This window comes from Bacillus sp. ms-22 (assembly GCF_009759805.1).
GTDB lineage: Bacteria > Bacillota > Bacilli > Bacillales > Bacillaceae > Bacillus > Bacillus xiamenensis.
This window is the reverse complement of the sequence record NZ_CP046653.1, coordinates 1,849,708-1,874,685: the sequence shown is the minus strand read 5'-3', so window position 1 is coordinate 1,874,685 and position 24,978 is coordinate 1,849,708. Positions and strand designations below refer to the sequence as shown.

22 protein-coding genes, 1 other RNA gene, 1 pseudogene and 1 riboswitch are annotated in these 24,978 nt (G+C 41.4%); of the genes and pseudogenes, 5 read left to right on the top strand and 19 right to left on the bottom strand.

From position 1 onward, the window contains the following. Window position 1: 1 nt before the first annotated feature. The gene (locus GPA07_RS09865) at window positions 2-673 is read right to left on the bottom strand and encodes a ribonuclease H family protein (protein ID WP_008358101.1); all 672 of its coding nucleotides are present in this window, start codon (window positions 671-673) and stop codon (window positions 2-4) included. 94 nt (window positions 674-767) lie between these two features. Here GPA07_RS09865 and GPA07_RS09860 point away from each other — a divergent pair, with 94 nt between their 5' ends. Genes GPA07_RS09860 through GPA07_RS09850 form a run of 3 tightly spaced genes read left to right on the top strand, consistent with a single transcriptional unit; the run spans window position 768 to window position 2,023 of the window. Beyond that, on the top strand, window positions 768-1,457 hold the full coding sequence (locus tag GPA07_RS09860; protein WP_008358099.1) for a queuosine precursor transporter: 690 nt from the start codon (window positions 768-770) through the stop codon (window positions 1,455-1,457). Window position 1,458: 1 nt separating this feature from the next. Beyond that, window positions 1,459-1,854 (top strand): reverse transcriptase-like protein, encoded by a 396-nt coding sequence (locus GPA07_RS09855; RefSeq protein ID WP_008358097.1) that lies wholly within the window; start codon window positions 1,459-1,461, stop codon window positions 1,852-1,854. Window positions 1,855-1,897: 43 nt separating this feature from the next. Then, window positions 1,898-2,023, top strand: coding sequence for a hypothetical protein (locus GPA07_RS09850; protein WP_008358095.1), 126 nt, complete (start codon window positions 1,898-1,900; stop codon window positions 2,021-2,023). A gap of 72 nt (window positions 2,024-2,095) precedes the next feature. Here the strand turns inward: GPA07_RS09850 and GPA07_RS09845 are convergent, their stop codons facing one another. The 18 genes from GPA07_RS09845 to GPA07_RS09760 all read right to left on the bottom strand — a co-directional run bounded on the left by GPA07_RS09845 (window position 2,096) and on the right by GPA07_RS09760 (window position 22,460). Continuing rightward, window positions 2,096-2,983: a 5'-3' exonuclease gene (locus GPA07_RS09845; RefSeq protein WP_008358093.1), complete on the bottom strand. Its 888-nt coding sequence runs from the start codon at window positions 2,981-2,983 to the stop codon at window positions 2,096-2,098. Window positions 2,984-3,256: 273 nt separating this feature from the next. Next, a complete protein-coding gene (locus GPA07_RS09840; RefSeq protein WP_008358090.1) occupies window positions 3,257-3,520 on the bottom strand; it encodes a YpbS family protein in 264 nt (87 codons plus the stop codon). A gap of 41 nt (window positions 3,521-3,561) precedes the next feature. Then, a complete protein-coding gene (locus GPA07_RS09835) occupies window positions 3,562-7,161 on the bottom strand; it encodes a dynamin GTPase (RefSeq protein WP_157292466.1) in 3,600 nt (1,199 codons plus the stop codon). A 133-nt stretch (window positions 7,162-7,294) separates the two neighbouring features. Then, window positions 7,295-7,381 (bottom strand): Fur-regulated basic protein FbpC, encoded by an 87-nt coding sequence (locus GPA07_RS09830; protein ID WP_223251174.1) that lies wholly within the window; start codon window positions 7,379-7,381, stop codon window positions 7,295-7,297. An 85-nt stretch (window positions 7,382-7,466) separates the two neighbouring features. Then, window positions 7,467-7,976 carry an isoprenylcysteine carboxyl methyltransferase family protein gene (locus tag GPA07_RS09825; protein WP_071169032.1) on the bottom strand — a complete coding sequence of 170 codons (510 nt, stop codon included), beginning with the start codon at window positions 7,974-7,976 and terminating at the stop codon, window positions 7,467-7,469. Then, window positions 7,973-9,073 (bottom strand): type III polyketide synthase, encoded by a 1,101-nt coding sequence (locus tag GPA07_RS09820; protein WP_157292465.1) that lies wholly within the window; start codon window positions 9,071-9,073, stop codon window positions 7,973-7,975. Before GPA07_RS09820 ends, GPA07_RS09825 begins: the two co-directional genes overlap by 4 nt. 235 nt (window positions 9,074-9,308) lie before the next feature. Then, window positions 9,309-10,628 (bottom strand): xanthine permease PbuX, encoded by a 1,320-nt coding sequence (gene pbuX / locus GPA07_RS09815; RefSeq protein ID WP_008358081.1) that lies wholly within the window; start codon window positions 10,626-10,628, stop codon window positions 9,309-9,311. Then, the gene (xpt, locus tag GPA07_RS09810; protein WP_008358079.1) at window positions 10,625-11,209 is read right to left on the bottom strand and encodes a xanthine phosphoribosyltransferase; all 585 of its coding nucleotides are present in this window, start codon (window positions 11,207-11,209) and stop codon (window positions 10,625-10,627) included. Before xpt ends, pbuX begins: the two co-directional genes overlap by 4 nt. A gap of 118 nt (window positions 11,210-11,327) precedes the next feature. Next, window positions 11,328-11,427, bottom strand: a riboswitch (purine riboswitch). 341 nt (window positions 11,428-11,768) lie between these two features. Beyond that, window positions 11,769-13,274: a carboxypeptidase M32 gene (locus tag GPA07_RS09805; protein ID WP_008356846.1), complete on the bottom strand. Its 1,506-nt coding sequence runs from the start codon at window positions 13,272-13,274 to the stop codon at window positions 11,769-11,771. A 120-nt stretch (window positions 13,275-13,394) separates the two neighbouring features. Next, complete coding sequence (locus GPA07_RS09800) at window positions 13,395-15,335, bottom strand: ATP-dependent DNA helicase (RefSeq protein ID WP_157292464.1); 1,941 nt, start codon at window positions 15,333-15,335, stop codon at window positions 13,395-13,397. Window positions 15,336-15,410: 75 nt separating this feature from the next. Beyond that, window positions 15,411-15,608 carry a hypothetical protein gene (locus tag GPA07_RS09795; protein WP_008356842.1) on the bottom strand — a complete coding sequence of 66 codons (198 nt, stop codon included), beginning with the start codon at window positions 15,606-15,608 and terminating at the stop codon, window positions 15,411-15,413. A gap of 105 nt (window positions 15,609-15,713) precedes the next feature. Beyond that, window positions 15,714-16,868, bottom strand: a complete 1,155-nt coding sequence (locus tag GPA07_RS09790) for a THUMP domain-containing class I SAM-dependent RNA methyltransferase (protein WP_008356840.1) — start codon at window positions 16,866-16,868, stop codon at window positions 15,714-15,716. Between the two features lie 108 nt (window positions 16,869-16,976). After that, an RNA gene (rnpB, locus tag GPA07_RS09785) (RNase P RNA component class B) lies at window positions 16,977-17,360 on the bottom strand. Window positions 17,361-17,420: 60 nt separating this feature from the next. After that, entirely contained in the window at window positions 17,421-17,726 is a 306-nt protein-coding gene (gene gpsB / locus GPA07_RS09780) for a cell division regulator GpsB (RefSeq protein WP_008356836.1), read from the bottom strand. A gap of 57 nt (window positions 17,727-17,783) precedes the next feature. After that, window positions 17,784-18,344: an SLOG family protein gene (locus GPA07_RS09775; RefSeq protein WP_332835452.1), complete on the bottom strand. Its 561-nt coding sequence runs from the start codon at window positions 18,342-18,344 to the stop codon at window positions 17,784-17,786. Window positions 18,345-18,393: 49 nt separating this feature from the next. After that, complete coding sequence (gene cotD, locus GPA07_RS09770) at window positions 18,394-18,630, bottom strand: spore coat protein CotD (protein ID WP_008356833.1); 237 nt, start codon at window positions 18,628-18,630, stop codon at window positions 18,394-18,396. Between the two features lie 314 nt (window positions 18,631-18,944). Next, window positions 18,945-20,192 (bottom strand): ribonuclease H-like domain-containing protein, encoded by a 1,248-nt coding sequence (locus tag GPA07_RS09765; protein WP_157292462.1) that lies wholly within the window; start codon window positions 20,190-20,192, stop codon window positions 18,945-18,947. A gap of 21 nt (window positions 20,193-20,213) precedes the next feature. Further along, on the bottom strand, window positions 20,214-22,460 hold the full coding sequence (locus GPA07_RS09760) for a DEAD/DEAH box helicase (RefSeq protein ID WP_157292461.1): 2,247 nt from the start codon (window positions 22,458-22,460) through the stop codon (window positions 20,214-20,216). A gap of 159 nt (window positions 22,461-22,619) precedes the next feature. Here GPA07_RS09760 and GPA07_RS09755 point away from each other — a divergent pair. Further along, window positions 22,620-23,738: pseudogene (locus tag GPA07_RS09755) on the top strand (NADH-dependent flavin oxidoreductase). Window positions 23,739-23,863: 125 nt separating this feature from the next. Then, window positions 23,864-24,972, top strand: a protein-coding gene (locus tag GPA07_RS09750) for an IS3 family transposase (RefSeq protein WP_157292460.1) whose coding sequence is annotated in 2 segments (ribosomal slippage) — window positions 23,864-24,137 and window positions 24,137-24,972 — 1,110 coding nt in all. Because the reading frame shifts where the segments join, the coding sequence is not laid out codon by codon here. Window positions 24,973-24,978: the final 6 nt, after the last annotated feature.

Sequence of the window (24,978 nt, the reverse complement as noted above, 5' to 3'; positions counted from 1 at the left end):
ACTATTCAGCTCCGTCTGCTTCTAATTTCAACTTACTTTCGATTGGGACGTCTGCTAGCATCTGCCTGGCAAGCTGATCGGCTTCTGCATTTTGTTTACGATCAATGACTTCATAGGTTGGGGTGAGCTTCAGCTCTTTGATTGCAGCCTCAATTCGGTCGAGCCATTTGTTATGCACATCATCATAACAAGGCCATTCCCCTTTTAACTGATTCATGACAACGAGTGAATCTCCTTTAATCGTAACAGAGTTTCTGCCCGCTCCCAGTTCTTTTAAAGCATTTACTGCTTCAAATAAAGCCGCATACTCTGCCTCATTATTAGTGGTACCCCGAAAAGGGTGATTCTTCCTTAATCGATAAGCATCTTCTCCAAGATGATAATACACGACAATTCCAAGTCCGGATTCACCCGTTTCTTTGCGAAAGCTTGCATCAAAATAAACTTGAAGCTGATCAGGTTCAAGCCTAAGTTCTTCGTTTAGTTTTTCAAGCTCTTTGATAGACCACATCGCACCCTTTTCATCTTCAAATGATAGAAGCGACTGCGGTTCTTTTTTGTCTATATGCTTTGCTAAAAGCAAGGCCTCCTTGAGTTCCATCCAATCTTCTTGGAAAAAAGCAATGGACCCAATTGATTTCACTTTCATTGTATAATGTGCTCTTAGTTTCATTGATCACATCGCCTTTCCGTACTTTTAAGGTAAACGTTCGTTATGCTATAATCAAAAAGTTACATTTTACAATCAGAAAGGAAGTTCATGTCACTTGTTTAATGAAGGTATTTGGCTCTTATTTGCGATCATTAATTTTATCATTGTTCTTCTATTTTATAAAGGATTTGGCAAGACAGGCCTTTTCGTCTGGATTGGCTTTGCGACGGTTGCCGCAAATTTACAAGTGGTCAAAACCGTTGAATTATTTGGTTTAACGGCGACACTTGGAAATATTTTATATGGCAGTGTGTTCTTTGCAACGGACGTTCTAAATGAAAAATATGGGCAAAGAGAAGCGAAGAAAGCTGTCTGGATTGGCTTTGCCACTCTTTTAACGTTAACAGTTGTCATGCAGGAGGCTTTGCTTTTCCATCCCGCTCCATCTGACATTTCACAATCATCATTAGAAACCATTTTTGGCTTTATGCCGAGAGTTGCCCTTGGCAGTCTTGCTGCTTATATCATCAGTCAAATGTTAGATGTTTATGTATATTCGTTTATTCGCCGGATATTTCCTTCAGACGGTGCGCTCTGGGTGCGAAACGCTGGAAGTACGATGATCAGCCAGCTGCTGGATACACTCGTTTTCACAACCATTGCTTTTCTTGGCACCTACCCATTTCATATCTGGATCGAAATTTTCATCACGACATACGTGATTAAGTTTATCGTAGCGGCGATTGCTACCCCATATGCGTATGCAGCAAAGAAAATGGTTCCGCTTGATGAAAGGGGGAAATAATGTGCCAGCAGAAATATACATTGATGGCGCCAGTGCAGGAAATCCAGGTCCGTCTGGCATCGGCATTTTCATTAAATATGATGGAAAGGCTGAGTCTTTCTCGATCCCTCTTGGAACAATGAGCAATCATGAAGCAGAATTTTCTGCGCTGATCGAAGGGATGAAAATTTGCGCTGAAAAAGGCCTGCGAACCGTTTCATTTCGCACAGATTCACAGGTAGTTGATCGTGCGGCCAATGCAGGGTTTGCTAAAAATCCAGCCTTCCGCCATTTTATTGAAGAGATGTTGCAGCTTCAAACCGAGTTTGATTTATTTTTTATTAAGTGGATTCCAAGCAAGGAAAATCATGTAGCCGATCAGCTCGCTAGAAAAGCGATTCACCTTTCTAAAGGATGAATCGCTTTTCTTTTGGTTATGCTAATGTGTGAGGTGAATCGAATTGGATAAAGAGAACAAAGGCCGTGTCACAAACGGAACAACCCCACAAGGTGATGCGCAGACAAAAGATAAGCAGCCTCTATCTCAATTAGAAAATAAGGCGAAAAAAAGCAATACTAAGGGCTAAAATGAACTTTATTTTAGCCCTTTGCTTCTTTTCATCATAATAAAGAGTTCCTTGAAGTCTGAGAGATCAGCCTTAGCTGATTTCTAATTGACTTACACGGTGGACCATTGGTTCAATTCCTTTGATTTGGTGCAGGCGCAGCATGGCGGCTGCACGCTCTGGATTGATGTTCATTTTTGTTTCATCAATTGGACAGCTAAGTGGTACGTCACATTTAATCTCTGCGAGTATACGAGAAAGCTTCAGATCTTCTAAGCCTGCTTGCATTTTCTTTTGCTGCGCTGCCGTTAATTCCTCGATATTTTCTAACAGACGATCAATGGATTGATACGTTTGAATAAATTTCAATGCTGTTTTTTCTCCGATACCTTTTACACCGGGATAATTATCACTTGCATCACCCATTAAAGCTTTCATATCAATCAGCGCCTTTGGAGTGATGCCCATTTCCTCTTCAAATAAGGCTTTTGTAAATGGTTTATAATTCCCAATTCCTTTTTGCATCAGAGCCACTGTCACCTGTTCGTTCAAAATTTGCAGCAGATCTTTATCTCCAGTCAAAACGGTCACACGTGCTTCTTTTTGATAGAGTGCAGCGAGCGTACCGATACAATCATCTGCTTCAAAGCCCTTTAAACCAACGTTCATGATTCCAAGTTCTTCTGTCGCCTCTTTGGCTAAATCAAACTGCGGGATCAGCTCGACAGGCGCTTCTCCTCGATTGGCTTTATAATCTTGGAACAATTCATTTCGGTACGTCTGGCTTCCCATATCCCAGCAGCAAACAATATGTGTTGGCTCAAAGGTTTGGACAGCCGTTAATAAATGCTTCAAATAGCCACTAACTCCATTTGTCGGCACACCACGATCATTTATCATAAAGTTACGATGGACAGCCGTCGCATAAAACGACCTGAAAAGAAGTGCCATTCCATCTACAAGCAGTACGTGTTTATTCATTCGTATAAACTCCCTTTTTAAAAACAATACTCCTATTCTATCATAGAACATAGAAACGGACATAAAAAGGCGCCTTCTTCTTTTTGAAAAGAAGAGGCAGCCCGATTACTTTTGACCATATTGCATTTTTTTCGTCTCAGCTTCTGCGTAGGACGGCATGTCTTTTTGTTTAGGCATGCGTTCTTCCTTCTGCTGTGCGTTTTGCTTTTTTGCCATCATCATTCCCCTTTCTGGTTCATTTGTTAAGATGACCAAAAAAGAGAAAGTTACTCTTTACTTCTGTTTACGCCCGGCGTACTCGCTTACCATATCTATCGTGACATGTTTTCGCAGTGGAACAATTCCACCTCGTGCAAGCTCATTCATTTTCGAAGTAATGGCATTGATCTCATCTGTTGTAAATGGTTCGTTTCGTTCACACTTTGCTACAGCAGTCTCAATTGCCTGCTCTCTTTTTTGCTCAAGTGCGAGAAAGGATTGAATATGGGCATGCTGTTTCTGTGAATGTGCAGAAATTTCTTCATGTACGCTCGTCATTGTGTATCAACTGCTTTCTTTTTTATCTAGTCTATCATGAATCATATCGTTTTCAACTGGTTCTTCCATTCAATTGTTTGTTTATATACTTGCTCAATTATGGCCTGCTTTTTCGCATCTGTCTTCAGGCTCGTCATAAACGTGCGTTTTTGCTCATTGAGCTGCTGAAGCGCGGCTTGTTCATACCTTTCAGTATAGGTCTTGACGATTTTGTCATATCTGCTAAGTAACTCTTCTTTTTCTTTATCTGCCCACAACGTTGTCAATTCAAGTAGAACATCTCGAACGGATTCAATAAACGCCGCCTTTCCATTCTGTTCAAAAAAGGCTTTTGCTGATTTTTGTTTCTTTAAGAGCGGCTCAAACGGCGTAAGCTCTGCTTCGACTTCGATTTGTTTCAGCTCGGCGTTTTTCTCCTCAGGTCGTGACAGACTGAGAGAAAAGTAAGGATCTTCAGCGCATGCAGCCTGCATCCCTTTCTCCCACTCCTCTTGGAAATATTGATGGATAAACGATTCCATTCGAATATCAAGCGCCTTGATCTCCTGGACAAATTCAAATTCATATTCCTTTAGAGCTTTCTCAAGTGCCTTTTTCAGCTGCTGACTGAAGTTTTCTTGAGATATGCCCGGATAAAAGGCTGTTTTTAACATATCATTCGCAAATAGTGATAGACGCTGTACAATGTGGTAAAGCTGTTCATGCACGTCTTTTTTTACGCTTTCTGTCACTAGCTTAGACCGTTTCACATCGTTCATTTTTTCAAGAATTGCTTCATATGATGTCTCTATGTTTTTCTTTTCGGCTTCTTTCTCATCTTCTGATTGATGCAAAGTCGCATGAAGCTTGTCAACTGTTGCACATAGTGTATTGGCTTCAAAATGCAAAAGCTCGATTGCATCTTTCGTTAATTCTTCCTCAATAAAATAATCGAGTTGTTTTCTAAGTTTTGCATATTGATTATAAGGTGACGGCTCTTTTCCTTCGATTTCTTCCTTACTAGACACATGATGCAGATTGGGATGCCGGATGCCTTCTTTTGTGAGCTCGTTTCGTACATAGTCAAACACCGTTTCAAGCTCTGCTTGATCCTTGGCCAAATCAGCTGCATTGATAATAAAGAACATTTTATCCATACTAAATGAATCTTTTACGAGTCCAAGCTTACGTAAAAATGATCGATCAGCCTTTGAGAAAGAATGCTGATAGTACGTTAAATATAGCAGGGCATCGGCGTCCTTCATATATTGGAAAGCTATTTCTGTATGACGCTTATTCATACTGCTCGCACCCGGGGTATCCACAATCGTCAGCCCTTTATCTGTCAAAGGTGTACTTAAATACACCGTTACTTCCTTCACTACACAAGAAACGGCTTCTTCTGCCACATACGGCTTTAATTCTTGAAGTGTGACATGTAATGGGGTTTGGTTGTCAATGTAATCATGAAACCGGGTATGTGCTTTTAGAAAATGTTCGACAATGATGCAGTGGTCCTGTTCAAGCTGTCTTTTTTTCAGCACCCTTTCCAGTTTCGCTTTAAATGTATCCCCTTTTTCTTCTGTTATTGAAAATCCAAGAATCTGATCAAGCTCCTCTAGAATGTCCTGTTCTGTTTTGAACACCACTTTGACACTTTCATGAGGGTGATCCTCTGTAGGCCGTGTGAGCTTGTTAATCGTTGCCGTTGTTGGCGTAGGTGATGATGGTAACACTTTTCTCCCAACAAGTGCATTGGCAAAAGAAGATTTCCCCGAACTAAAAGCGCCAAATAATGCGAGGGTAAACTCTTTTGCCTGAAGCCTTTCTGTTCGTTTTTCAAAGGATTGTCTTTGTGACTGGATAGCGTCTAAAGGCGATAAAATATGAGAAAGCTGTTTAAATTGCTCAATCGACTGTGCTGTCGTCACATGCTGCGACTGACGTATTTGATCACGATCTGTCCGTTCATCATCTTGACTGCTCTCTTTATCTTTAGCATGAGATGGCGCTTGATTCTGCTTTAGCTGGTCATGCTGCATCCAATGCTTTTTCACATAAAACCAGTCGTCTTGAATATGCTCATCTGTCCCATTTTGCCAAATGTCCCATATAGATTGAATGTCCTGTCTTATTTGTTCATTTTTTTCGTTAAACGCCTCAAGCATCTGAAGCTCTTGCTTTGCTTTCTCCCATTTGTCTTGCTGCTTCCCCTGTTCATTCATCAGCTGGTCTTTCAATGCCTCGACCATTTGTTCGATCAATGGCATGGCTTTTTGTTTTGCCTGTCTTTTTAAGGCTTCACCAGCATCTTTCGCATATTGAAGAACGTATTCGTTAGAGAAAGTCGCACCAGGATGAATCACCTTTTCAAGCAGGGATTCTTCAACAGGTGTTTCAAATGCCATCGCTTGGTTTAATAACTCTTCACCAAGCTGATGCTGTTTTATTTCTGTTTTGAGCAGCTCGGCAATGTGCCAGTCCACTTCCGCTTTCATTCTCTTTTTGACATCTGCTAAGAAATCGCTCGCCCGTTTTTGTTTCTCCTGCTCGGTTTTATTTTTAGTAAAGAGCAAACCTACTTTAAAGCCAGGTACTTTCGATTCGATATAATCACTTGCAAGCTCCCTCATCTTAAATGGGGTGAGGTTGGCATTTTTTAAAATGTTCTCTACTTCAGAAGACACTTCATCTTCTACCTGTTTTGCGCCATTTTCGATAAATCGGCTTTTTGCTTCTAATACTTTGACTTCATTCCTTTTTTCGTGAAGCTGCGTATCAAGGTCCTCTTCGTTCAGTTCTTCTTTTAGCGATTCGATGTGTTCTTTTAATACATGTTCTATTTTCTGCTCTGTATAGGCTCGAAGTGATGCTTTAGGTAAAGTTTGTAATTCTTGCAGTTTCTCCACTAAGCGAATCATTTCGTTTCTTGGGTGCGCCTCATCGGTCACAGATGTAAAATACAAATGCTCTTCCTCTATGCCTTCTTTTAAAAGCATCTCAACGACTTGCTTTTTGTAGTCTTCAAAAGTTGTCTCTTGTTCATTGTGCCGATCCACTTGATTGACGATGAAATAAAGATTTGGCACTTTCTCTTTAATTGAGCGAATGAAGCGAATGTTCTCTTCAGAATGAACATGGTTATAGTGAACGACATAAAAAAGAGCATCTGCTTGATGAAGAATAGACGCAGCAGATAAAAAGTGCGCATGATCCGTTGAATCTATACCTGGCGTATCAATGAGCGCCACCTTTTCTTCAAGTCCCTTATAATTACCGCTGATTTCCACCATTTCAATCTGTTCCCCATCTTTACAAAAACGCTGCACCGCATCTTTATCATAAGAACCGCTCATTTTTGCAAAACGGCCGTCAGAGGTATGAAGCTTCACTTCGCTGACCCCTTTTCTCACAACGACCAAGTTTGCACTTGTTGGAATTGGACTCGTTGGCAGGATATGATCATGAAGAAGATAATTCACAAGTGATGACTTACCAGCAGAATAGTGACCGGTAAATGCGATATACACTTCTTCTTCAGCTTCCTTTTTCATAATCGATGCAAGTTTGGCTGCGCGCTCATGATCATCCCTTTTAAGGAGACACTCATATAGTGCACCTGTAGTTTGAACGAGCGAATCTCGAATAGACAAGTCTTTCATGACGATAAACCCCTTTGTTTTTAGAAAAGTCAGTTATGTATGTGATACCATTTTACACAAAATGAAGAAATTTTTCTTCTGATCTGAGGAAATAAAAAAAATCTGCTGCCCGATCAGTCATCATTGACTGCAATCAGGAAGCAGATTTTTTTGAAACACCTTTTAATACAAAGCCAATTAATAGGCTGTATACACAAACCGTACCGAGTAAGAAAATCATTGTCATGTGATCACCGTCCATCCTTCATGATTGAGAATGCTTATCATTAATGAAAGTGTAGCACAATTGATAATGATTTTCAATATTAATTTAGTAAATACTGATTCAGTGCTTTTTCTTCTGTTTGAATTCTCACCATCATCATCCATCCATTTAAACACGTAAACAAAATGGCCGTAATATACGCATTAAATAGCAGCGGAATAAACATCAGTTCAATCGCCACCACCATATAGTTAGGGTGCTTTAACCATCGATACGGCCCCTTTTTGACAATCGTCGCATTTGGAACCACTAAAATCTTTGTGTTCCAGTACGTCCCAAGAGACCATAACGCCCAATATCGAATCACTTGTACAGCCAGCAAGAAGGCGAGCAGCAAAAGGAAAAAACGAGACGGGTCACGATGAAACAGCCATGTCTCTCCAATGAGCGAGAGAAAAAAGGCCGCATGCATGGCGACCATATAAGGATAATGACCAGCACCAAATTCAATCGCACCTATCGCTTTCACTTTCTTCTCATTTCTTTTAGCAACGAGCATTTCAATCAGGCGCTGACAAATGAAGAAACCAATCACTAGCCAGAAGGTCATGACGAGACCTCCTCCCATTTCATGAGTAATAACTCAGAGGAAAAGCCTGGACCAAGCGCTCCGCATAGTCCCACCGCTCCCGCTTCAACTTCCTGATGCTCAAGAAAATGCTTCAGCACATACAAAACGGTGGCAGAGGACATATTCCCATGATGTTTCAGTACTGCTTTTGAAGAAAACAGCCGATCCTCTTGTAAAGATAGACTTTCAAGATAGGCATCAATTACTTTTTTTCCTCCAGGGTGAGCAAGAAAAACGGATAAATCCTCTGTTGAATACCCTTGCTGATGTAAAAATTGATCCACTTGCTCTTTTAACCAGCCAGAAATGATGGACGGAATGTCACGTGAGAAGATGACCCGAAACCCGTCACTTGTAAAATCCCAGCCCATGACATCCTCGGAATCTTTCATGGTCACGGACTGTGTGCCAAGCACTCTAGGTACTGCGTTTAACTGTGCATACTCAGATATAGCTGTTTCTCCAGCTAATAGTACTGCCGCAGTCCCGTCTCCGAACAACGAGGTCCCGATTAAATTGCTCTTTGATTGATCTTGCGGCTGAAACGTTAAACTGCAAAGCTCACAGGCCACAACTAGTACCTTCGCTTCTGGATACGCGCGTATGTATTCATACGCTCTAGATAAGCCTGAAGCTCCACCTCCGCAACCCAATCCCCAAATCGGCACTCGTTTCGTATAAGGAGAAAATGGGAGAACATTCATCAGCTTTGCATCAAGACTTGGCGTTGATAATCCAGTGCTGGAGATGAAAAACAAAGCATCGACCTCTTCATAGGGAAGCGGTTTTTTAAGGAACGCCGTCTCATGAAGACAGTGAAAGACAGCTTCTTTCGCATGCTCCAAAGCCTTTTCCAAATAGAGATGATTTTTCTCTTCAAACGAGTGGTGTTCTTGGTACCATTCAATGGGCTTCACAAACTGCCTGCTCTCTATTTCGCCATTTTGAAAAGCTTTTAATAGCCGATCAATATCTTTAAACGATCGTTTAAATTGAGACCTTGCAAATTGAGCAGCTGCTTGCTGATCCACATGATGTTTTGGCAGACTTGTTCCAACTGAAAGAATGTACGCCATCGGCTTCACCTCTTTTTTCGGTTAATATCCCCAATCAAAAAAAGGATATACATGCCAAATCGTCACAATTCAGTCAAAATATTTTCCTCCGTCTAACTTTTTGTCTTGACGACAATTGATAAATATTGGATAATATAGGTGAAAACATGATGTAGTTTTCCTCCTTCACAGGTTCGTTCCAAGCCAAGCGAACCTGCTTTTTTTGTGCAAAAAACACCTCTCAGGTGAGAGGTGTTTACACAACAGATTGTTTAGGTTCTTCCACATGGTCCTTTTCTGTTTCCTTTTTCAGTGGAATCATGTGATAAATGATATGAAGCAAAATGGCGGTAAAGCTCCCTGCCACAATGCCGTTACTTGTTAATAATTTAATCGATTCTGGAAGATGCTCAAACATTTGCGGCACAACGGTTACACCTAGCCCGATGCCAACTGAGCATGCGACAATGAGCAAGTTTTCCTGTTTGGCAAAATCGACACGCGAGAGCATTTTAATCCCGTATGCAATGACCATTCCAAACATTGCGACCATCGCACCGCCAAGAACGGACTTTGGAATGATCGTTGTGAATGCAGCGATTTTAGGAAAAAGGCCAAATAACATTAATAATACCCCTGTCACCACAATGACCTGATTTTTCTTCACACCAGTTAACTGGATCAATCCAACGTTTTGGGAGTAGGCTGTGTATGGGAAGGCATTGAAGATTCCGCCTAGTAACACAGCAATCCCCTCTGCACGATAGCCCTTTGCTAAATCCTTCTCCTTTAATGAGCGATTCGTTAAATCGCCCAGTGCAAAATAAACACCCGTTGATTCGACTAAGGACACAATCGCAACTAAAGTCATCGTCATAATTGGCGCAAATTCAAAGGTAGGCATTCCAAAGTAAAAAGGCTCAATGATGCGGAAGACTTGTGCATTCGCCACTTCTGCCGTCTCTACCTTTCCTAAAAGAGCAGCAACGGCTGTCCCAAGTAGAATGCCGATTAAGATGGCAATGGCTTTCATGAACCCCTTTGTAAATCGATAGAGAAGGATAATCATAAACAACACAAGAAAAGCGAGTCCTAAATTTTCAAACGAACCATAATCTGCACTTCCTTCTCCGCCTGCCATATTGTTCATGGCTACCGGAATAAGGGTAATTCCAATGATCGTGACGACTGAACCTGTGACAACAGGCGGGAAGAATTTCACAAGCTTCCCAAAGAAAAATGAAAGGGCAATGACCATACACCCTGCGGCGATTATACTTCCATATATAGACGAAATTCCATATTTAGAGCCAATCGCAATCATAGGAGATACCGCAGTAAATGTACAGCCTAGTACAACAGGCAAACCGATGCCAAAGAAACGGTTTTTCCATACTTGGAGCAGTGTGGCCGCACCACACATGAAAATATCCGCCGAAATTAAGTAAGTGAGCTGTGCAGACGAGAGCCCTAGCGCATCTCCAACAATGAGCGGTACAAGAACCGCACCTGCATACATGGCCAGCACATGCTGAATTCCTAGCGAAAGCGTTTTGACTTTTTTTGCAGCACTCATGATTGTACCTCCCGTACAAACGTGACTTTTCCTTCCTCGAGTGATTCAATACGTGCGAGCGACTCGACTCTGTAGCCCATTTGCACAAGTTCATTTCTTCCAGGCTGGAATGACTTCTCGATGACAATCCCAAATCCAGCGACTTTCGCCTTTGCTTGCTTTGCAATTGTAGCAAGTCCCTTAGCAGCTTCACCGTTTGCTAAAAAGTCGTCGATGATTAACACACAATCATTTTCACTAAGATGCGTATTCGAAACAGCGATCGTACTTTCTACTTTTTTCGTAAATGAGTACACACTAGCTGTCAGCAAATTATCCGTTAATGTCAGCGATTGGCGTTTCCGGGCAAACACAACGGGTACATGAAGGGCAAGTCCAGCCATGACGGCAGGTGCGATACCAGAAGATTCGATCGTGATAATTTTAGTAATACCATCGTGCTGATATAATCTAGCAAACTCTTGACCGATCTCATGCATTAACACAGGATCAATTTGATGATTTAAAAAAGCATCTACCTTTAACACTTGATTTGACAGAACGATTCCTTCGTTCTCGATTTTTTGACGTAACAATTCCATCATATTTCCCCCTAGCATATTGGCAACTTTCAATTTTTTGCATAAAAAAAGCATTGCTGTCCATTAAGGAGCAAGCAATGCGAAAACGATCCACGGGATCTTCAGCTGATACAAAAGCTGTTTCATTTTGCTCACTCATAGTCGGACGGTATCGGTGTCCGGTAGAAACTTGCGTGCCATCATCACGCGATTATATGAGTGGTTCATAGTGTTCAAATTATAACAAGATTTCAGACACTTGGAAAGCACTTTTCTAGAAAAATACCGAACTTAAATAATCATTATGCTCCAAACGTTCGTTTTTAGAATATTCAACCATCAAAAAAGCACCCTTCTAATCAAAGGGTGCCTCAGATTGTTGACAAAGGGCTAAAATGACCTTTATTTTAGCCCTTTGTCTTCTTTTCAGCGTGAATTGAAAACCTTTGCAGTCTAGGAAGGACGAGTACTGGCGCGGAGCGAATTTGACATTCGTGAGCACCAGCACGCAGGACTGACACCGAATGCGAGGGTTTGTCTACACGCTGAAGCACCCTTCTGATCAAAGGGTGCCTTTCATTTATGATAAATACAGTTTCGTGTACTTATCCGTTAAATAATCAATTAAGTATTGAACATTTAATTCTTCACCAGTTGCATCTTGAATGATTTCAGATGGTTTTTTCCGTTTTCCATGCTTGTGGACATGTTCAGTTAGCCATTCTTTTATTGGTGCAAAAGACCCGTTTTGAATCAGTTCATCAAAATTCGGTAAATCTTTGATCATTTGCTGCTTTAATTGCGCTGCATACATATAACCAAGTGCGTATGAAGGGAAATAACCAAAGCTTCCATCAGACCAGTGAACATCCTGCAAGATGCCAAGTGCATCGTTAGGCGGCGTAATCCCGAGATATGCTTTATACTTTTCATTCCAAAGTGCAGGCAGGTCCTCAACAGCCACTTCTTCATTAAAAATGGCTTTTTCAATTTCATAGCGAATAATAATGTGTAGCGGATACGTGAGTTCATCTGCTTCAATTCGAATGTAAGTCGGCTTCGATTCATTTACAGCATGCACAAATTCTTCTAACGAGACATCTTTAAATTGTTCAGGAGAGGCCTCTTGCAGTTTTTGATAATACGTTTTCCAGAAATCTTCATGTCTTCCGATAAAGTTCTCAAAGAAAAGAGACTGTGATTCATGAATGCCCATTGACGTCCCATCACATAAGAGCGTTCCGCTCAGTGCCTCATCAATGTTTTGCTCATAGATGGCATGACCGCATTCATGAATCGTGCCAAAGATCGCCATTCGAAAATCGTGCTCATCATAGCGCGTCGTCACACGTACATCCCCTCTGCTTAATGTCACAGCAAACGGATGAACCGTTGTATCAAGACGCCCTGCGTCAAAGTCATACCCTAACTCTTTTAAGAAAAAGAGGCTTAGCTCTTTTTGCTTGTCGATTGGGAAGCTTTTCGATAAAAATGAAGTATCCGGTTTGTTTGGAGAGGCTTCAATTTTTTTGACGAGAGGAACGATAGCGTCACGAAGTGCGCCAAATTTTTGATCGAGCTGTTCAACGGTCATATCTGGCTCATAGTTATTGAGCAGTACATCATATGGCGTTTTTTTCACGCCCCAATACTGAATGAAACGCTTGTTAAAATCAATGAGCTGTTTTAAGTATGGTGCAAAGAGTGAAAAATCTGATTTCTCCCTTGCTTCTACCCAGACATGCTCTGCTTTCGATTGTAGAATGGAGTATTCTTTAAATTCTTCTTTAGGAATTTTGCTGTTTTCATCATATTCTTTTTGCGCTAATTCGAGTGCCTTCTGTGTATCTGTTGACAGCTCTTCTTTCTGTTTATTTAGTACATCAAGAAGATCTCTCATTTCATCAGAAGTCTTCATATTAAAGATATCACTTGATAATTGACCGATGGTTTCTGCTCTGAAATCAGCGCTTTTTTTTGGCGCCTGTGTTCGAGAGTCCCAATAAAGCAAATGAAGCGCCTCTGTATAGTGGGCGATTTTTCCTAGTAATTGATAAAACGCTTTCTCTTTTGATTCAAGACTCATGCGTTCGTTCCCCCAATCAATAAATATGTATGTACGTTTCAAGGCTACTAAAATCAATGTTCTTTTGTCAATGAAAAAGGAGGATACACTGCTCGTATCCTCCTCTTGTCCATTCGTTTTTTATGACGTGATGACCGGCTTTACTGGAAGAACGGATTCAATTTTACTTTGCAGTTCGGTATCTTCCTTACTGCCAAAGTAAATATGAATGCTTCCAGCATCCTTGCTTGTCCGAATCAGTCTCCCAATCCCTTGACGTAATCGAAGCAGCATATACGGAAGGTCTACTTCAGTAAATGCATTCTCTGCTTCATTCCGTTTCGCTTCAAATACTGGGTCATGCGGCGGATATGGAAGTCCCCAAATGACGACATTCGTTAGAGACTGCCCCGGGATATCCAATCCTTCCCACAGATGAACGGAACATAACACAGACGTCTCATCTGCTTGGAATTTTTGCACAATGGTGCTGATCTCCTCGTCTCCTTCAAAGTACACATGGAAAGGCAGCGATTCGTTTGAAGCGTCGAGCTGCTTTCTAAACACATGAAGTTCTTCAAATGAAGGGAATAAGATGAGAGATCGCCCGCCATTTTCTTTCAGTTGAGCCATCACTTGCTGCCCTTTTTCACCTGGCTCTAAGATTGGGTGCTGAATGCCGTGAAAATAAATTTGCATTTGCTCCTCGTAATCATACGGCGAAGCCACGCTCATGGATAAGTAATCTTTGATCCCAAGGCTTTCAGCTAAATAATCAAATGATTGGTTTTCAGACAATGTAGCAGAAGAGAAAATGTAAGGAATTTTTTGCGAGAATACCTTTTCACCAAGTACCTCTGCAACGGTCTTTGGCATCACGACAAATGTCGTATCTAGTTCCTGCTTCTCAAGCCAGCTAATCGCTTCTTTTTGATAGAGTGACAGGGAATACGCCATCTGTTCAATGTACTCCTCCACAACAGACAATTCGTATTGATCAATTGTATACATCTCTGATTCAAATACGAGTGCTTCTCCGATCTTTTCAAGTAAATCACATAATTCACTTGCTGAACGCTTTACCTCTTCCACGCGCCCGATTTCAAGGCGATGTGAGCCTTTGATTTCTTTGGCATGTGTTTTTAAGAGATAAAAGAACTCATCGTTTGTTGCAAGTGCATCTTCAACGAGCTCTGCAAATTCTTCGCGAATCTCATTTTGCAAAAGACGCTCCAAAAATGTCTCAAGCGTTGATTGTTTCACTCGGTATGTTAAGGCTTTTTGTGCTGCAAACTCAAGAAGGTGTCCCTCATCAAATACAACAGAACTATGTTCAGGAAGCAGTGGAAGCTGTCCTTCACGTTTGCGGGATTCCTTTGTCCATACATGCTCCATGTAAAAATCATGAGAACAAATGATCAGATCTGTTGCTTTTCGGTAATGGTCTCTTGATAAATTCAAGCCGCAGCGGTGCCGCATGTCGCATGTCAAGCAGTCCTGAAAAGAGTCATAGCCAATTCTGGACCACTCATCATTTGTTAATTCTGGGTACTCTTTTCGATCACCATACGGATAAAAAGTCTGCATCCCATGAGATTCATGAACAAATGAAGGAAGCGATTCATAAATATCGAGCCACTTCTCATCATCTTCACGCTGCATCGTTTTCTCTAGTTTTTTCAAGCATAAATATTGATCATGCGATTTACTTAATCTCGCATCTATTTGAATATCAAGGTGATTGGCAATTTTATAGATATCACCTTCTTGTTTAACCAGCTGTTCAATTAGCGTTTCATCTGCACATGCAATAATCGCAGGTTTCCCTGTATATCTTGCATATGTGACCGCAAATAAGAGATAGACGATTGTTTTGCCTGTACCTACCCCAGCTTCGGCAAACATCACACTTTTTTCTTTAAAGGCTCTTTCTAACTGAAAAGCCATGAATATTTGTTCATCTCGAAGATCAAAGCCCTTTTCTGGCAAAATGTCATAAAACACATCACCAATCCAGTTGCCCAGTTCTTCGTAAAAATTGTGTTCTTTTGATAATGAAAAAGGCAAACGAGATGCTGTCACCTGCTTCAACCCCCAACTTTTGAATCATTCAGACATTCAATAGTAACACTTATGCTGGGGAATGACAATCTTTTTTTATGAGCGCAGGCGATGCTGATAACTTTCCTTCATTAAAAATGCGTGCTCTGAACGTTCTATGTAAGCCTGAGCTAACGCTAAGTCTTCTATGGCTGCCATAAGCTGAGCAGATTGTCCCGTTTCAAGCCCTTCTATTTCTTGAGCCGTCGAAGCGAGTGCTTTTTGGATTAACTGAAATTGATCATAATGAATCATGGAGACACCTCTTTTTTTAAAATCAAGTTCAGTTTATTCCGTCCTGTGAGGACTTATACCTTTTCGGCACAAAAAAATCACACCCATAAAAGGATGCGACTTGATTTATGCTTCAGTTGTTTGTTTTCTAGGCGGGCGTTTTCCCCAGTATTGATAGTAGTCTGTTTTAATAAATCCATTAAACAGTTTTCTCTTTTTCGTCGCTTTTCTTCCGAAGCACTCTTCGAACTTTTCGTGTGATGTTAAGATATAAATGGACCAAGTGTCTAGGTTTTTAAATGCTTCCCCCATCCCTTGATACATTTTTTCCACAGCTGGCTTATCACTGAGACGTTCTCCGTACGGTGGATTTCCGACAATCACACCATATTCTTCTTTTGTTTGGAAGTCTTTCACCTGCATTTGTTTAAACTGGATCAATTCACTTAGTCCAGCTTCTTCTGCATTCAACTTTGCAATGTCTACCATGCGATGATCAATATCGCTTGCAATAATGTGAAGCGGCTGATCATAGTTCGCCTTTTCTTCCACTTCAAGACGCGCTTTGTTCCAGACATCCTCACCGATCCACTCCCATGATTCGGATGCAAATTCCCGGTTAAATCCAGGGGCAATGTTTTGTCCAATCATGGCAGCTTCAATGGCAATGGTTCCTGATCCGCAAAATGGATCCACAAATGGACGGTCAGGTGTCCAGTTCGTTAATAACACGAGCGCGGCAGCAAGGGTTTCTTTAATTGGCGCACCGCCTTGATCCGCACGGTATCCGCGCTTATGAAGACCCACACCAGACGTATCGAGAGTGAGTAATGCTTTATCTTTTAAAAGCGCGACTTCAATTTTATATTCAGGGCCGGTCTCTTCAAGCCATTCAGACTGAATGTTGTAAGATGATCTCAGTTTTTGCGCGATCGCCTTTTTGACGATGCGCTGACAATCAGGCACACTGGCAAGCTGTGATTTGACAGATTTACCGATGACAGGGAACGTGCTATTTTTCGGTAAAAAAGCGGCCCAGTCAATAGCTTTCGTCTGCTCAAAAAGCTCATCAAATGTTTTGGCCGAAAATTCAGCAACTTGGACCTTAATTCGGTCTGCTGTACGCAGCCAAAGGTTTGCACGGCAAATGGCAAGGGCATCTCCTTGGAAAATAACTTTCCCATTATCTACTGTGCACTCATAGCCAAGATCTCTTACTTCTTTTGCAACAATCGCTTCTATTCCCATTGGCGCTGTTGCGATGAGTGTATAGGTTTTCACTTTTTATCACCTGTTTTCTCGTCCTTTTATGTATTCAAGATAAAAGCTCTCCATATGTAGAAATAGGAGAGCTTTGTTTTCATCATGTTTATCATAACGGATATAACGTTCTGTAAGCCATGTTTTGTTCCATCGTACTGCAAACGGCAAAAGCCTCGTACTCAGGTGGTAATCATCTATCTACAGAATTCTCTGTCCTTCTCTCCGTTTGGTTCCTTTGAGAAAGTTCCCCTACCAAGTTTGGGTTTCTCGCTCGAGGGGTTTACCGCGTTCCACTCTCACCATTTCTAGTGAGACTTCGTCACTGTGGCACTTTCAAGGATACTTTGCCATATCCTAAAAGGACGTAGGCATTTTTCCTGCCGTCAGCCTTTCCCAGGCTGCCCTGGCTTATTTTTTCGCCAGGCACGAACACTACGGGCATCTCAGCACCGTGCGAGCATGGACTTTCCTCTGCAATGCCTAAAAGCATTACAGCGATTACCCGAACGTTAATCACCATGCGTTATTATAAACGACAATGTCATCTGACACAAGCTTTTTCAGCAGGACTCAATCATAAAGTTTGCTGCCGAAAACGTGTTTCTCAAGGTTAGATAGTCTTTTTAAAATATCAAAGTTTGTTGTATTGGACTGTGCAGGCTGTCTTTTCCCTTGTTCAACGGCTTCTTCAAGCTGTTTCGTCAAGTGAAGGTTTTCTTGTTGAAGCTTTTCGATTTCTTGATGGAATGTCTCATAGTCTTTAATGACCATATCTAGAAATTTATCGACTTCTTCTTGTTTATACCCTCTGACACCTGTTTTAAATTCTTTTTCTAAAATTTCTTTCGCAGAAAGCTTTACTTTATCAGCAAGCATCTTTTTCACCTCATATCGTGAATTCATAGTATATTTTTTCAGAAATACGTGACGTTGTCAAATTTTCTCTTGCTTTTCATCAAAAAACGGATCTTCTGCCTCAACCTGTGATCTTAAATCATCCATTGTAATATACATAATTGGGTAATCGGTATAGGTTTGCGCTTCTTTGATCATATACTTTGGCGAGCCTTCATGCTCGGGATCATATAAGGCGAGAAGACCATCTGTTTTTTCAATAAAAAAGCGGTTCTTTTGTTTAAATTGTGCCGGACTTTCGTATGGTCTATGCGTGACACTTTCTACAAAATCAGCTTGTGCAAGAATCCCTTCATACAGCTCTTTATTTTGTTCGTTCCAGCGCTCTTCCTGTTCATAAAATGGCGTAATGACAGCAAGCTTTAACGCTGGATACTCCTCTTGAAGCGCAAACACGACTTCGGCTGCCCAAATTTCTGCACCTAACTGACCTGAAATAAGAACCCATTCCAGTCCGTCTTCAATGAGTGCTGTCAGCCTTTTCTGAAGCTCCGCTTTTATGTATTGAAGCGCGGGCTCGTCTTGTTTGAATATCCCAAGCTCGAATGGCTTGTACCCTGTGACAGCAATAATTTTCATTTTTTCACCTACTTTTAAAAAAAGGGACTTATAAAAGTCCCATTTCACTTTATCTGTTACAGCAAGGTCCACCGCAGTTAAAGTGTTGATGTGTTGCCGGGTCCACCTGAGAAAACGTATGCGGGAAGTAGTGAACATGTTGGAAATTTTGGTGGTGTACATTTGTCACATGCTGCGGATGGATATGCGGCACAATTGTTGTTGACTCACTGTGTGTACAGCAGTGATTCGTTGGATGAACAATTGGCTGTGTAACATTTGGCTTGCAATGATGATGATGGTACATGTAGCATTCCCCTCTCCTTGAATTTCTTACATTAACAATGTATGAATCAAGAGGTGTACATGTACTAATGCATTAACCTATTTTAAAAATTTGCAAGAAAAACATCTTTATAGTTTGAAAACACGAAAGCGACCAAAATGACAACAAGAAAAAACAAGTAAAAAAGACCCTTATACATGCTCTACGCTCCTCATTCAATATCTAACGCTATTTTACAGGATTCGTGACTTTTCTACAATAAAAGTGCTAAACAATTTTTATTTTCGTCCGAGAGCCGAACGTTGTCATTTTTTGCGCTTTCCCAGGCAATAATTTCATTGCCTAGCTTTTCTTAAGAGCCGCTTTTTTCGTTTTTCAAGTGCTTCAATGTCCCGTTCGCTTAAAGACGATAAAGATAATAATGATTCAGTGATTGAAAGGGCTGCGCTTGCATCTTTTTGGCGGTGTTCTTCATGCTTTGCAAGCTCTACACCCGCTTTTAACGCTACATGAACATCATTTGATTCAAAAAGACGCCTCCATATGCGAACCGCTTCATCCCATTGGTTCAACCGCTTGTATTGTAAGGATAGATCATAAGCCGCATGATTCTCATGTTCAAATTCAGTTCCCGTTAATTCTTGTAAATGTTTCGTCGCTTCTTTTATATCACGGTGCGCAAGATGCCATCTAGCTAGTGCGTATTTCTCATCGCTTTCCTTCACGGCATCTTTGGATAATATTTTTTTTGACAGGTGAATGTAGAGACTGATTAACGAGAGGACATCTAGTTCATTATGAGTCAAAATCCCTTCAATCAACTTCGGGTTTTGTTCCTTTAAAAAATGAAAATAGATCATTGGCGCCAGGAACCCTGGTGTGTCCCCCTCCCGATTGACGTGCAGCTCCTCCTTTTCTACAACGGAAAGAGCCATCCGCTCATATTTATGTTTCCACAATCTTCTGGAGCCATGCAAAAGATCAAAATGGCCAAATTCAGGTAGGGCAGGTATTTGATCACGTAATAACGTATGTCTCGTTTTCACCTGAGGCCAGTCGAATGACTTTCCATTATATGTCACAAGCGATTCTACATCGACTTCGCTGAGGAAGCTTTTATAGAGAGCTGCTTCATTTCCTGGACTAGTGAGCAGATGCTGTTTGACGACAACCTTGTCTTGATAGACCCTCGCATGCCCTAGCAAAAAAATCATGTTTCCCGTCCCGCCAGATAATCCTGTTGTTTCTGTATCGAAGAAAAATAGCTCGTGAGGCTTGTAACCTTTTGCAGAAAGAGAATGCTGCATTTCACTTTCATTCCATGCGTTCACCATGTTCGGGAGTTCTGCGAATGAATATTGTCCATGCTGATGATGCAGTGGATAAGTGACTTCTCGAATGAGGCAAAAAGAGTTCTCAAAGTAGTAAGGTGCTGCACCTAATTGCTCCCACTCTTTTAAAAATGGGATGTTTTCAGCTGTCACAGTTTGTGCTGTTCCTTCTTTAACCGCCTCACGCTTTTCATCTGGCTGATTGTGCGAAAGGTGCTTTTTCATTCTGTTTAATTTCCCTTTTAAAGACATGATCAGGTGTCCTCCTTTCCGTTAAAATACAGACATCAATTGAATGATACTGCTTTTTCCATTGATCTCTTTCATTTCCATGCCAATACAGGATGGACAGCCATTCTCGCAGCTACAGCGCTCAATCAGCTGAGCGGCCGCACGGGCAATCTCACCAAAACGAGCTTGGACTTCTTTGCTTAAACCAATTCCGCCAGGGTAATGGTCATATAAAAACACTGTCGGTTTCCCGGTATGCGCTGCCTTTATTTGAGAAATGACATGAATGTCAGAGCGGTCACACATGACAAATGCAGGGACAATATGCTGAAGAACATTGGCAATACCGAGCAAAAGCTGTTCAAGTGTTTTTTCTTCAAAATTCCGCTCTGCTTCATGTAACTCAAACCAAGCAGCACTCGTATGAATTTCTTCTTCAGGCAAGTGAATCGGGCCGGACCCGATATTTTCCCCCGTTGACAATCGAATTTTTTTAAAAATGGTCGGCATTGCGTTTACGGTTACATCACCGTAGTGAACAGATACCGCTTCCTTCTCCGTTGTCTCATCAATTTCAAGCACCTTAAGCTGTACCGCTAAATTCGCATCTGTATAGTATTCAACATCTACTTGTTTGACATAAGCTTTCAAATGCTCATAATCAAGCTTTTCCACTTGATACTGAACCCCTTCATGTAAATAAATGGCTTCATCATGAAGTAACGTCATTGCACTGAATCGATCCATTTCCCCAATAATTCGAACGTTCGCTACATCGGATTGATCGACAATGACAACATTCTCTTGGCTCGCAGACCGCAGACTGATGCCATGAGCTGGGAACGATTGATCTGACCAATAATAACGGTTTCCGCTAAAATGAAGAACCCCTTCTTCATGTAAGTATTGCAAGATTTCTTCTACATCCATATCGCCAAACTGTTCATCTTCTCGAAATGGAAGTTCATAGGACGCACATTTGAGATGATCGACTAAAATAATGAGGTTCTCAGGATTGATCCTTGCCGATTCAGGCGGTCTGTTAAAGAAATATTCAGGATGTCTGACAATATATTGATCAAGCGGTGATGAGCTGGCGACCATGATAATAAGCGCTTCCTCATGACGCCTTCCAGCTCGCCCTGCCTGCTGCCACGTGCTTGCTACACTGCCAGGATACCCCGTCATGATACATACTTTTAGCTGGCCAATATCCACCCCTAATTCTAGTGCGTTCGTACTGACGACTCCTAATATGTCTCCTTCTCTTAATCCTTTTTCAATCATGCGCCGCTCTTTTGGCAAATACCCCCCGCGATAACCACGAATCGATTTTGGACCTATTTCTTTTTTTACTAGCTCTTGAATATGACTTAAAATCACTTCAACTCTCACTCTGCTTCTAGCAAAAACGATCGTTTGGATTTTTTCTTTTAAAAAGGTTTTAGCCAGCTGATTGACGACAGTGGCTGCACTTTGTCTAATATTTAATGGCTGATTGACAACTGGCGGGTTGTAAAAGACAAAGTTCTTTTTACCGCTAGGCGCTCCGTTTCGTTCAATCAGATGCATCTTGCTTCCAGTCAGCTGCTCTGCAAGCTCCTTTGGATTTGCAATGGTCGCAGATGTACAAATAAAGATCGGGTCACTTCCGTAAAATGCACAAATTCGTTTTAGCCTGCGAATGACATTGGCGACATGACTGCCAAATACACCTCGATATGTATGAAGCTCATCAATGACAATATACTTCAAATTCTCAAATAAGCTGACCCATTTCGTATGGTGAGGCAAAATGGCTGAATGCAGCATATCCGGATTTGTGATCACAATATGTCCTGCTTGTCTGACGCGCTGGCGAATCGCCGGGGAGGTGTCCCCGTCATAGGTTTCACTATGAATTGGAACATCCATCTCATGAATGATTTCGTTTAATTCACTTTTTTGATCTTGCGCGAGCGCTTTTGTTGGGAATAAATAAAGGGAGCGACTTGTCTGATCTTCTGCGATCGACTGAAGGACAGGCAGATTGTAGCAAAGCGTTTTACCTGAAGCTGTAGGTGTCACAGTCACCACATGCTCACCATTCATTACACGTTCAAAGGCTTCCTTTTGATGAATATAGAGTTCGCTCACGCCTCGTTTCTCAAGCGCCTTTTTGAGCCTGTCATTTACTCTTTCAGGAACTGGAGATGTCTTTGCAGGCTTCGCTTCAATTTCATGCCAATGCTCGACCTGTTCGTCTTTTTTTAAGTCTTCTATGAGTTCGTTCATTGTTTTCTTTTTCATATGGCATCACCTCTCATTCTAGTGTACCGAATATTTGTTTGCATGACTAGGCGGCAATTTTTTGATGCGCCGCCTGTGAGCAAATATTTTGAAGTGGTGTAACAGTATCTATTACACTTCTATAGTGAAATGATTTTACGAAGGAAGAAGTTGATCAGATTGAAAAAAGAATTTAAGCCTTTATTTGAACCTTTTACATTCCCGGGGGGTGCTTCTATTGATGGCCGGCTAGTGGTTGCACCAATGACACACTTCGGTTCTCATGAGGATGGCACGATCTCAAAGGAAGAAATTGATTTCATTACAGCTAGATCAAAGGAAATGGGCATGGTCATCACAGCATGCGCAAACGTGACGCCAGATGGTAAGGCGTTTGAAGGACAGCCTTCCATTGCAAGAGATGAAGATATACCTGGCCTTAAGAAGTTAGCTTCTGCGATCCAAGCGAAAGGAACAAAAGCAATCATTCAAATTCATCACGGCGGCTCTCAAGCTCTCCCTCATTTGGTTCCAAACGGTGATGTCGTTGCACCAAGTGATGTGTTCAAAGATGGCAAACAGGTTGCACGCGCTTTAAAAGAAGAAGAAATTATCCATATTATCGACTCATTTAAAGAAGCAGCAAGAAGAGCGATCCAAGCAGGCTTTGATGGTGTGGAAATCCACGGAGCAAACGGGTATTTATTATAGCAATTCTACTCTCCGCATAGCAATCAGCGCACAGATCAATGGGGCGGAAGTGAAGAAAAGCGTCTCGCATTTCCAATTGCGGTTGTAGACGCAGTCAAAGAAGCGATCAAGGAGCATGTGACAAAACCATTTATCTTTGGCTATCGTCTATCCCCTGAGGAACCAGAAACACCTGGTTTAACCATGACAGAAACATTCACGTTAGTTGATGTACTCAAGACGAAAAGCCTTGATTACTTGCATATTTCGTTAATGGAGATTGACGCTAAGGCAAGACGCGGTGCTGATACTAGTAAGACGCGCATGGAGCTATTAAAAGAGCGCTGCGGCGATACCCTTCCGCTTATCGGCGTCGGCAGCGTCATTACAGCTGAGGATGCACTGAATGCGTACAATCAAGGAATTCCGCTCATCGCTGTCGCAAGAGAACTGATTGTTGATCCAGATTGGGCACTGAAGATTAAAGAAGGTCGAGAAAGTGAGATCGAAACTGTTATGAAACGCAGTCAAAAAGACAAATATTTGATTCCAGAGAGATTGTGGACGATCATGGAAGCAAACAAAGGCTGGCTTCCGATGGAGGATTAACTTCCTCAAAAAAACTACCCTATCACGGGTACGGGACTGACCCCATAAAGTGAGACAAATAAAAACACCTTTAAGTTGAAAATCGGGTATATCATATCTGAAAACAATTTGGAGGTGTTTTTTGTATGGGAACAAGAGTCAGTTACCCCGCAAGTGTAAAAGAAGAGGCGGTTCAGATGAAGTTGGCAGGAGTCTCAACAAAAGAAATCATGGACAAGCTAGGAATTAAGAATAAAACACAAGTGAAAACTTGGATGAAATGGTATCACAATGGTGAAACCCACCGGTTTCATCAACCTGTTGGAAAGCAGTATTCATACGGTAAAGGACCTGAATACCAAGATGAAAACGAGAGATTGAAAACAGAAAATCGCTATCTAAATCAACAAATAGACATATTAAAAAAGTACCGAGAATGGGAAAGGTCGTGGAAAAAGAAGCACTCGTGTCGATCTACGAAACGGTAAAAGATAAAGTGAGTGTCAGTGAATTCTGTCAGCTATTTGAAGTGGCTAAATCAACATTTTATCGTTGGAAAAAACAAGATCATCATCACTCAAAGCAACATGGGTTAATCAAGCTTATTTCAACACTTTGTAAGTTGCACAAGTATACGTATGGGTATCGTAAAATAACGGCTCTTCTACGCAAAGAAATGAAGATCAACCATAAGAGAGTACAACGAATGATGCAAACCTACGGTTTGCAGTGTCGTGTGAAAGTGAAAAAGCGTAAACAGACCGGTCAACCCTATTACATTGCAGAAAATCACTTAAAACGAGATTTTTCTGCGACAAAGCCACTTGAAAAACTGGTGACAGATATCACGTATTTGCCATTTGGGCAAAAAATGCTTTATCTATCCAGCATAAAAGATTTATATACAAGTGAGATTGTGGCTTATACGATTGGTGATAAACAGGATGTTTCTCTTGTTTTAGATACATTGAAGCAGTTAAAGACACTGCCTAAAGGCTGCGTACTTCATAGTGATCAAGGTTCGGTCTACACTTCTTATGCTTATCAAAAGGAGATAAAGGAAAAAGGCATTACCATGAGCATGTCCCGTAAGGGAATGCCCGCTGATAATGCTCCCATCGAATCCTTCCACTCAAGTTTAAAATCAGAAGGATTCTATCTCCACCACCTGACAAACACTACAACAGCCATTGTAGAAAAAACAGTCAGGGAGTATATTGATTATTATAACAATATCCGAATTCAATTGAAATGAAACAGC

Bases quoted from the DNA above. Each gene is read 5' to 3' on its own strand.
- GPA07_RS09865 (WP_008358101.1), bottom strand. From the start codon at position 673: ATGAAACTAAGAGCACATTATACAATGAAAGTGAAATCAATTGGGTCC.
- GPA07_RS09845 (WP_008358093.1), bottom strand. From the start codon at position 2,983: ATGAATAAACACGTACTGCTTGTAGATGGAATGGCACTTCTTTTCAGG.
- GPA07_RS09840 (WP_008358090.1), bottom strand. From the start codon at position 3,520: ATGACGAGCGTACATGAAGAAATTTCTGCACATTCACAGAAACAGCAT.
- GPA07_RS09835 (WP_157292466.1), bottom strand. From the start codon at position 7,161: ATGAAAGACTTGTCTATTCGAGATTCGCTCGTTCAAACTACAGGTGCA.
- GPA07_RS09830 (WP_223251174.1), bottom strand. From the start codon at position 7,381: ATGATTTTCTTACTCGGTACGGTTTGTGTATACAGCCTATTAATTGGC.
- GPA07_RS09825 (WP_071169032.1), bottom strand. From the start codon at position 7,976: ATGACCTTCTGGCTAGTGATTGGTTTCTTCATTTGTCAGCGCCTGATT.
- GPA07_RS09820 (WP_157292465.1), bottom strand. From the start codon at position 9,073: ATGGCGTACATTCTTTCAGTTGGAACAAGTCTGCCAAAACATCATGTG.
- pbuX (WP_008358081.1), bottom strand. From the start codon at position 10,628: ATGAGTGCTGCAAAAAAAGTCAAAACGCTTTCGCTAGGAATTCAGCAT.
- xpt (WP_008358079.1), bottom strand. From the start codon at position 11,209: ATGGAATTGTTACGTCAAAAAATCGAGAACGAAGGAATCGTTCTGTCA.
- GPA07_RS09805 (WP_008356846.1), bottom strand. From the start codon at position 13,274: ATGAGTCTTGAATCAAAAGAGAAAGCGTTTTATCAATTACTAGGAAAA.
- GPA07_RS09795 (WP_008356842.1), bottom strand. From the start codon at position 15,608: ATGATTCATTATGATCAATTTCAGTTAATCCAAAAAGCACTCGCTTCG.
- gpsB (WP_008356836.1), bottom strand. From the start codon at position 17,726: ATGCTTGCTGATAAAGTAAAGCTTTCTGCGAAAGAAATTTTAGAAAAA.
- GPA07_RS09775 (WP_332835452.1), bottom strand. From the start codon at position 18,344: ATGAAAATTATTGCTGTCACAGGGTACAAGCCATTCGAGCTTGGGATA.
- cotD (WP_008356833.1), bottom strand. From the start codon at position 18,630: ATGTACCATCATCATCATTGCAAGCCAAATGTTACACAGCCAATTGTT.
- GPA07_RS09765 (WP_157292462.1), bottom strand. From the start codon at position 20,192: ATGTCTTTAAAAGGGAAATTAAACAGAATGAAAAAGCACCTTTCGCAC.
- GPA07_RS09760 (WP_157292461.1), bottom strand. From the start codon at position 22,460: ATGAAAAAGAAAACAATGAACGAACTCATAGAAGACTTAAAAAAAGAC.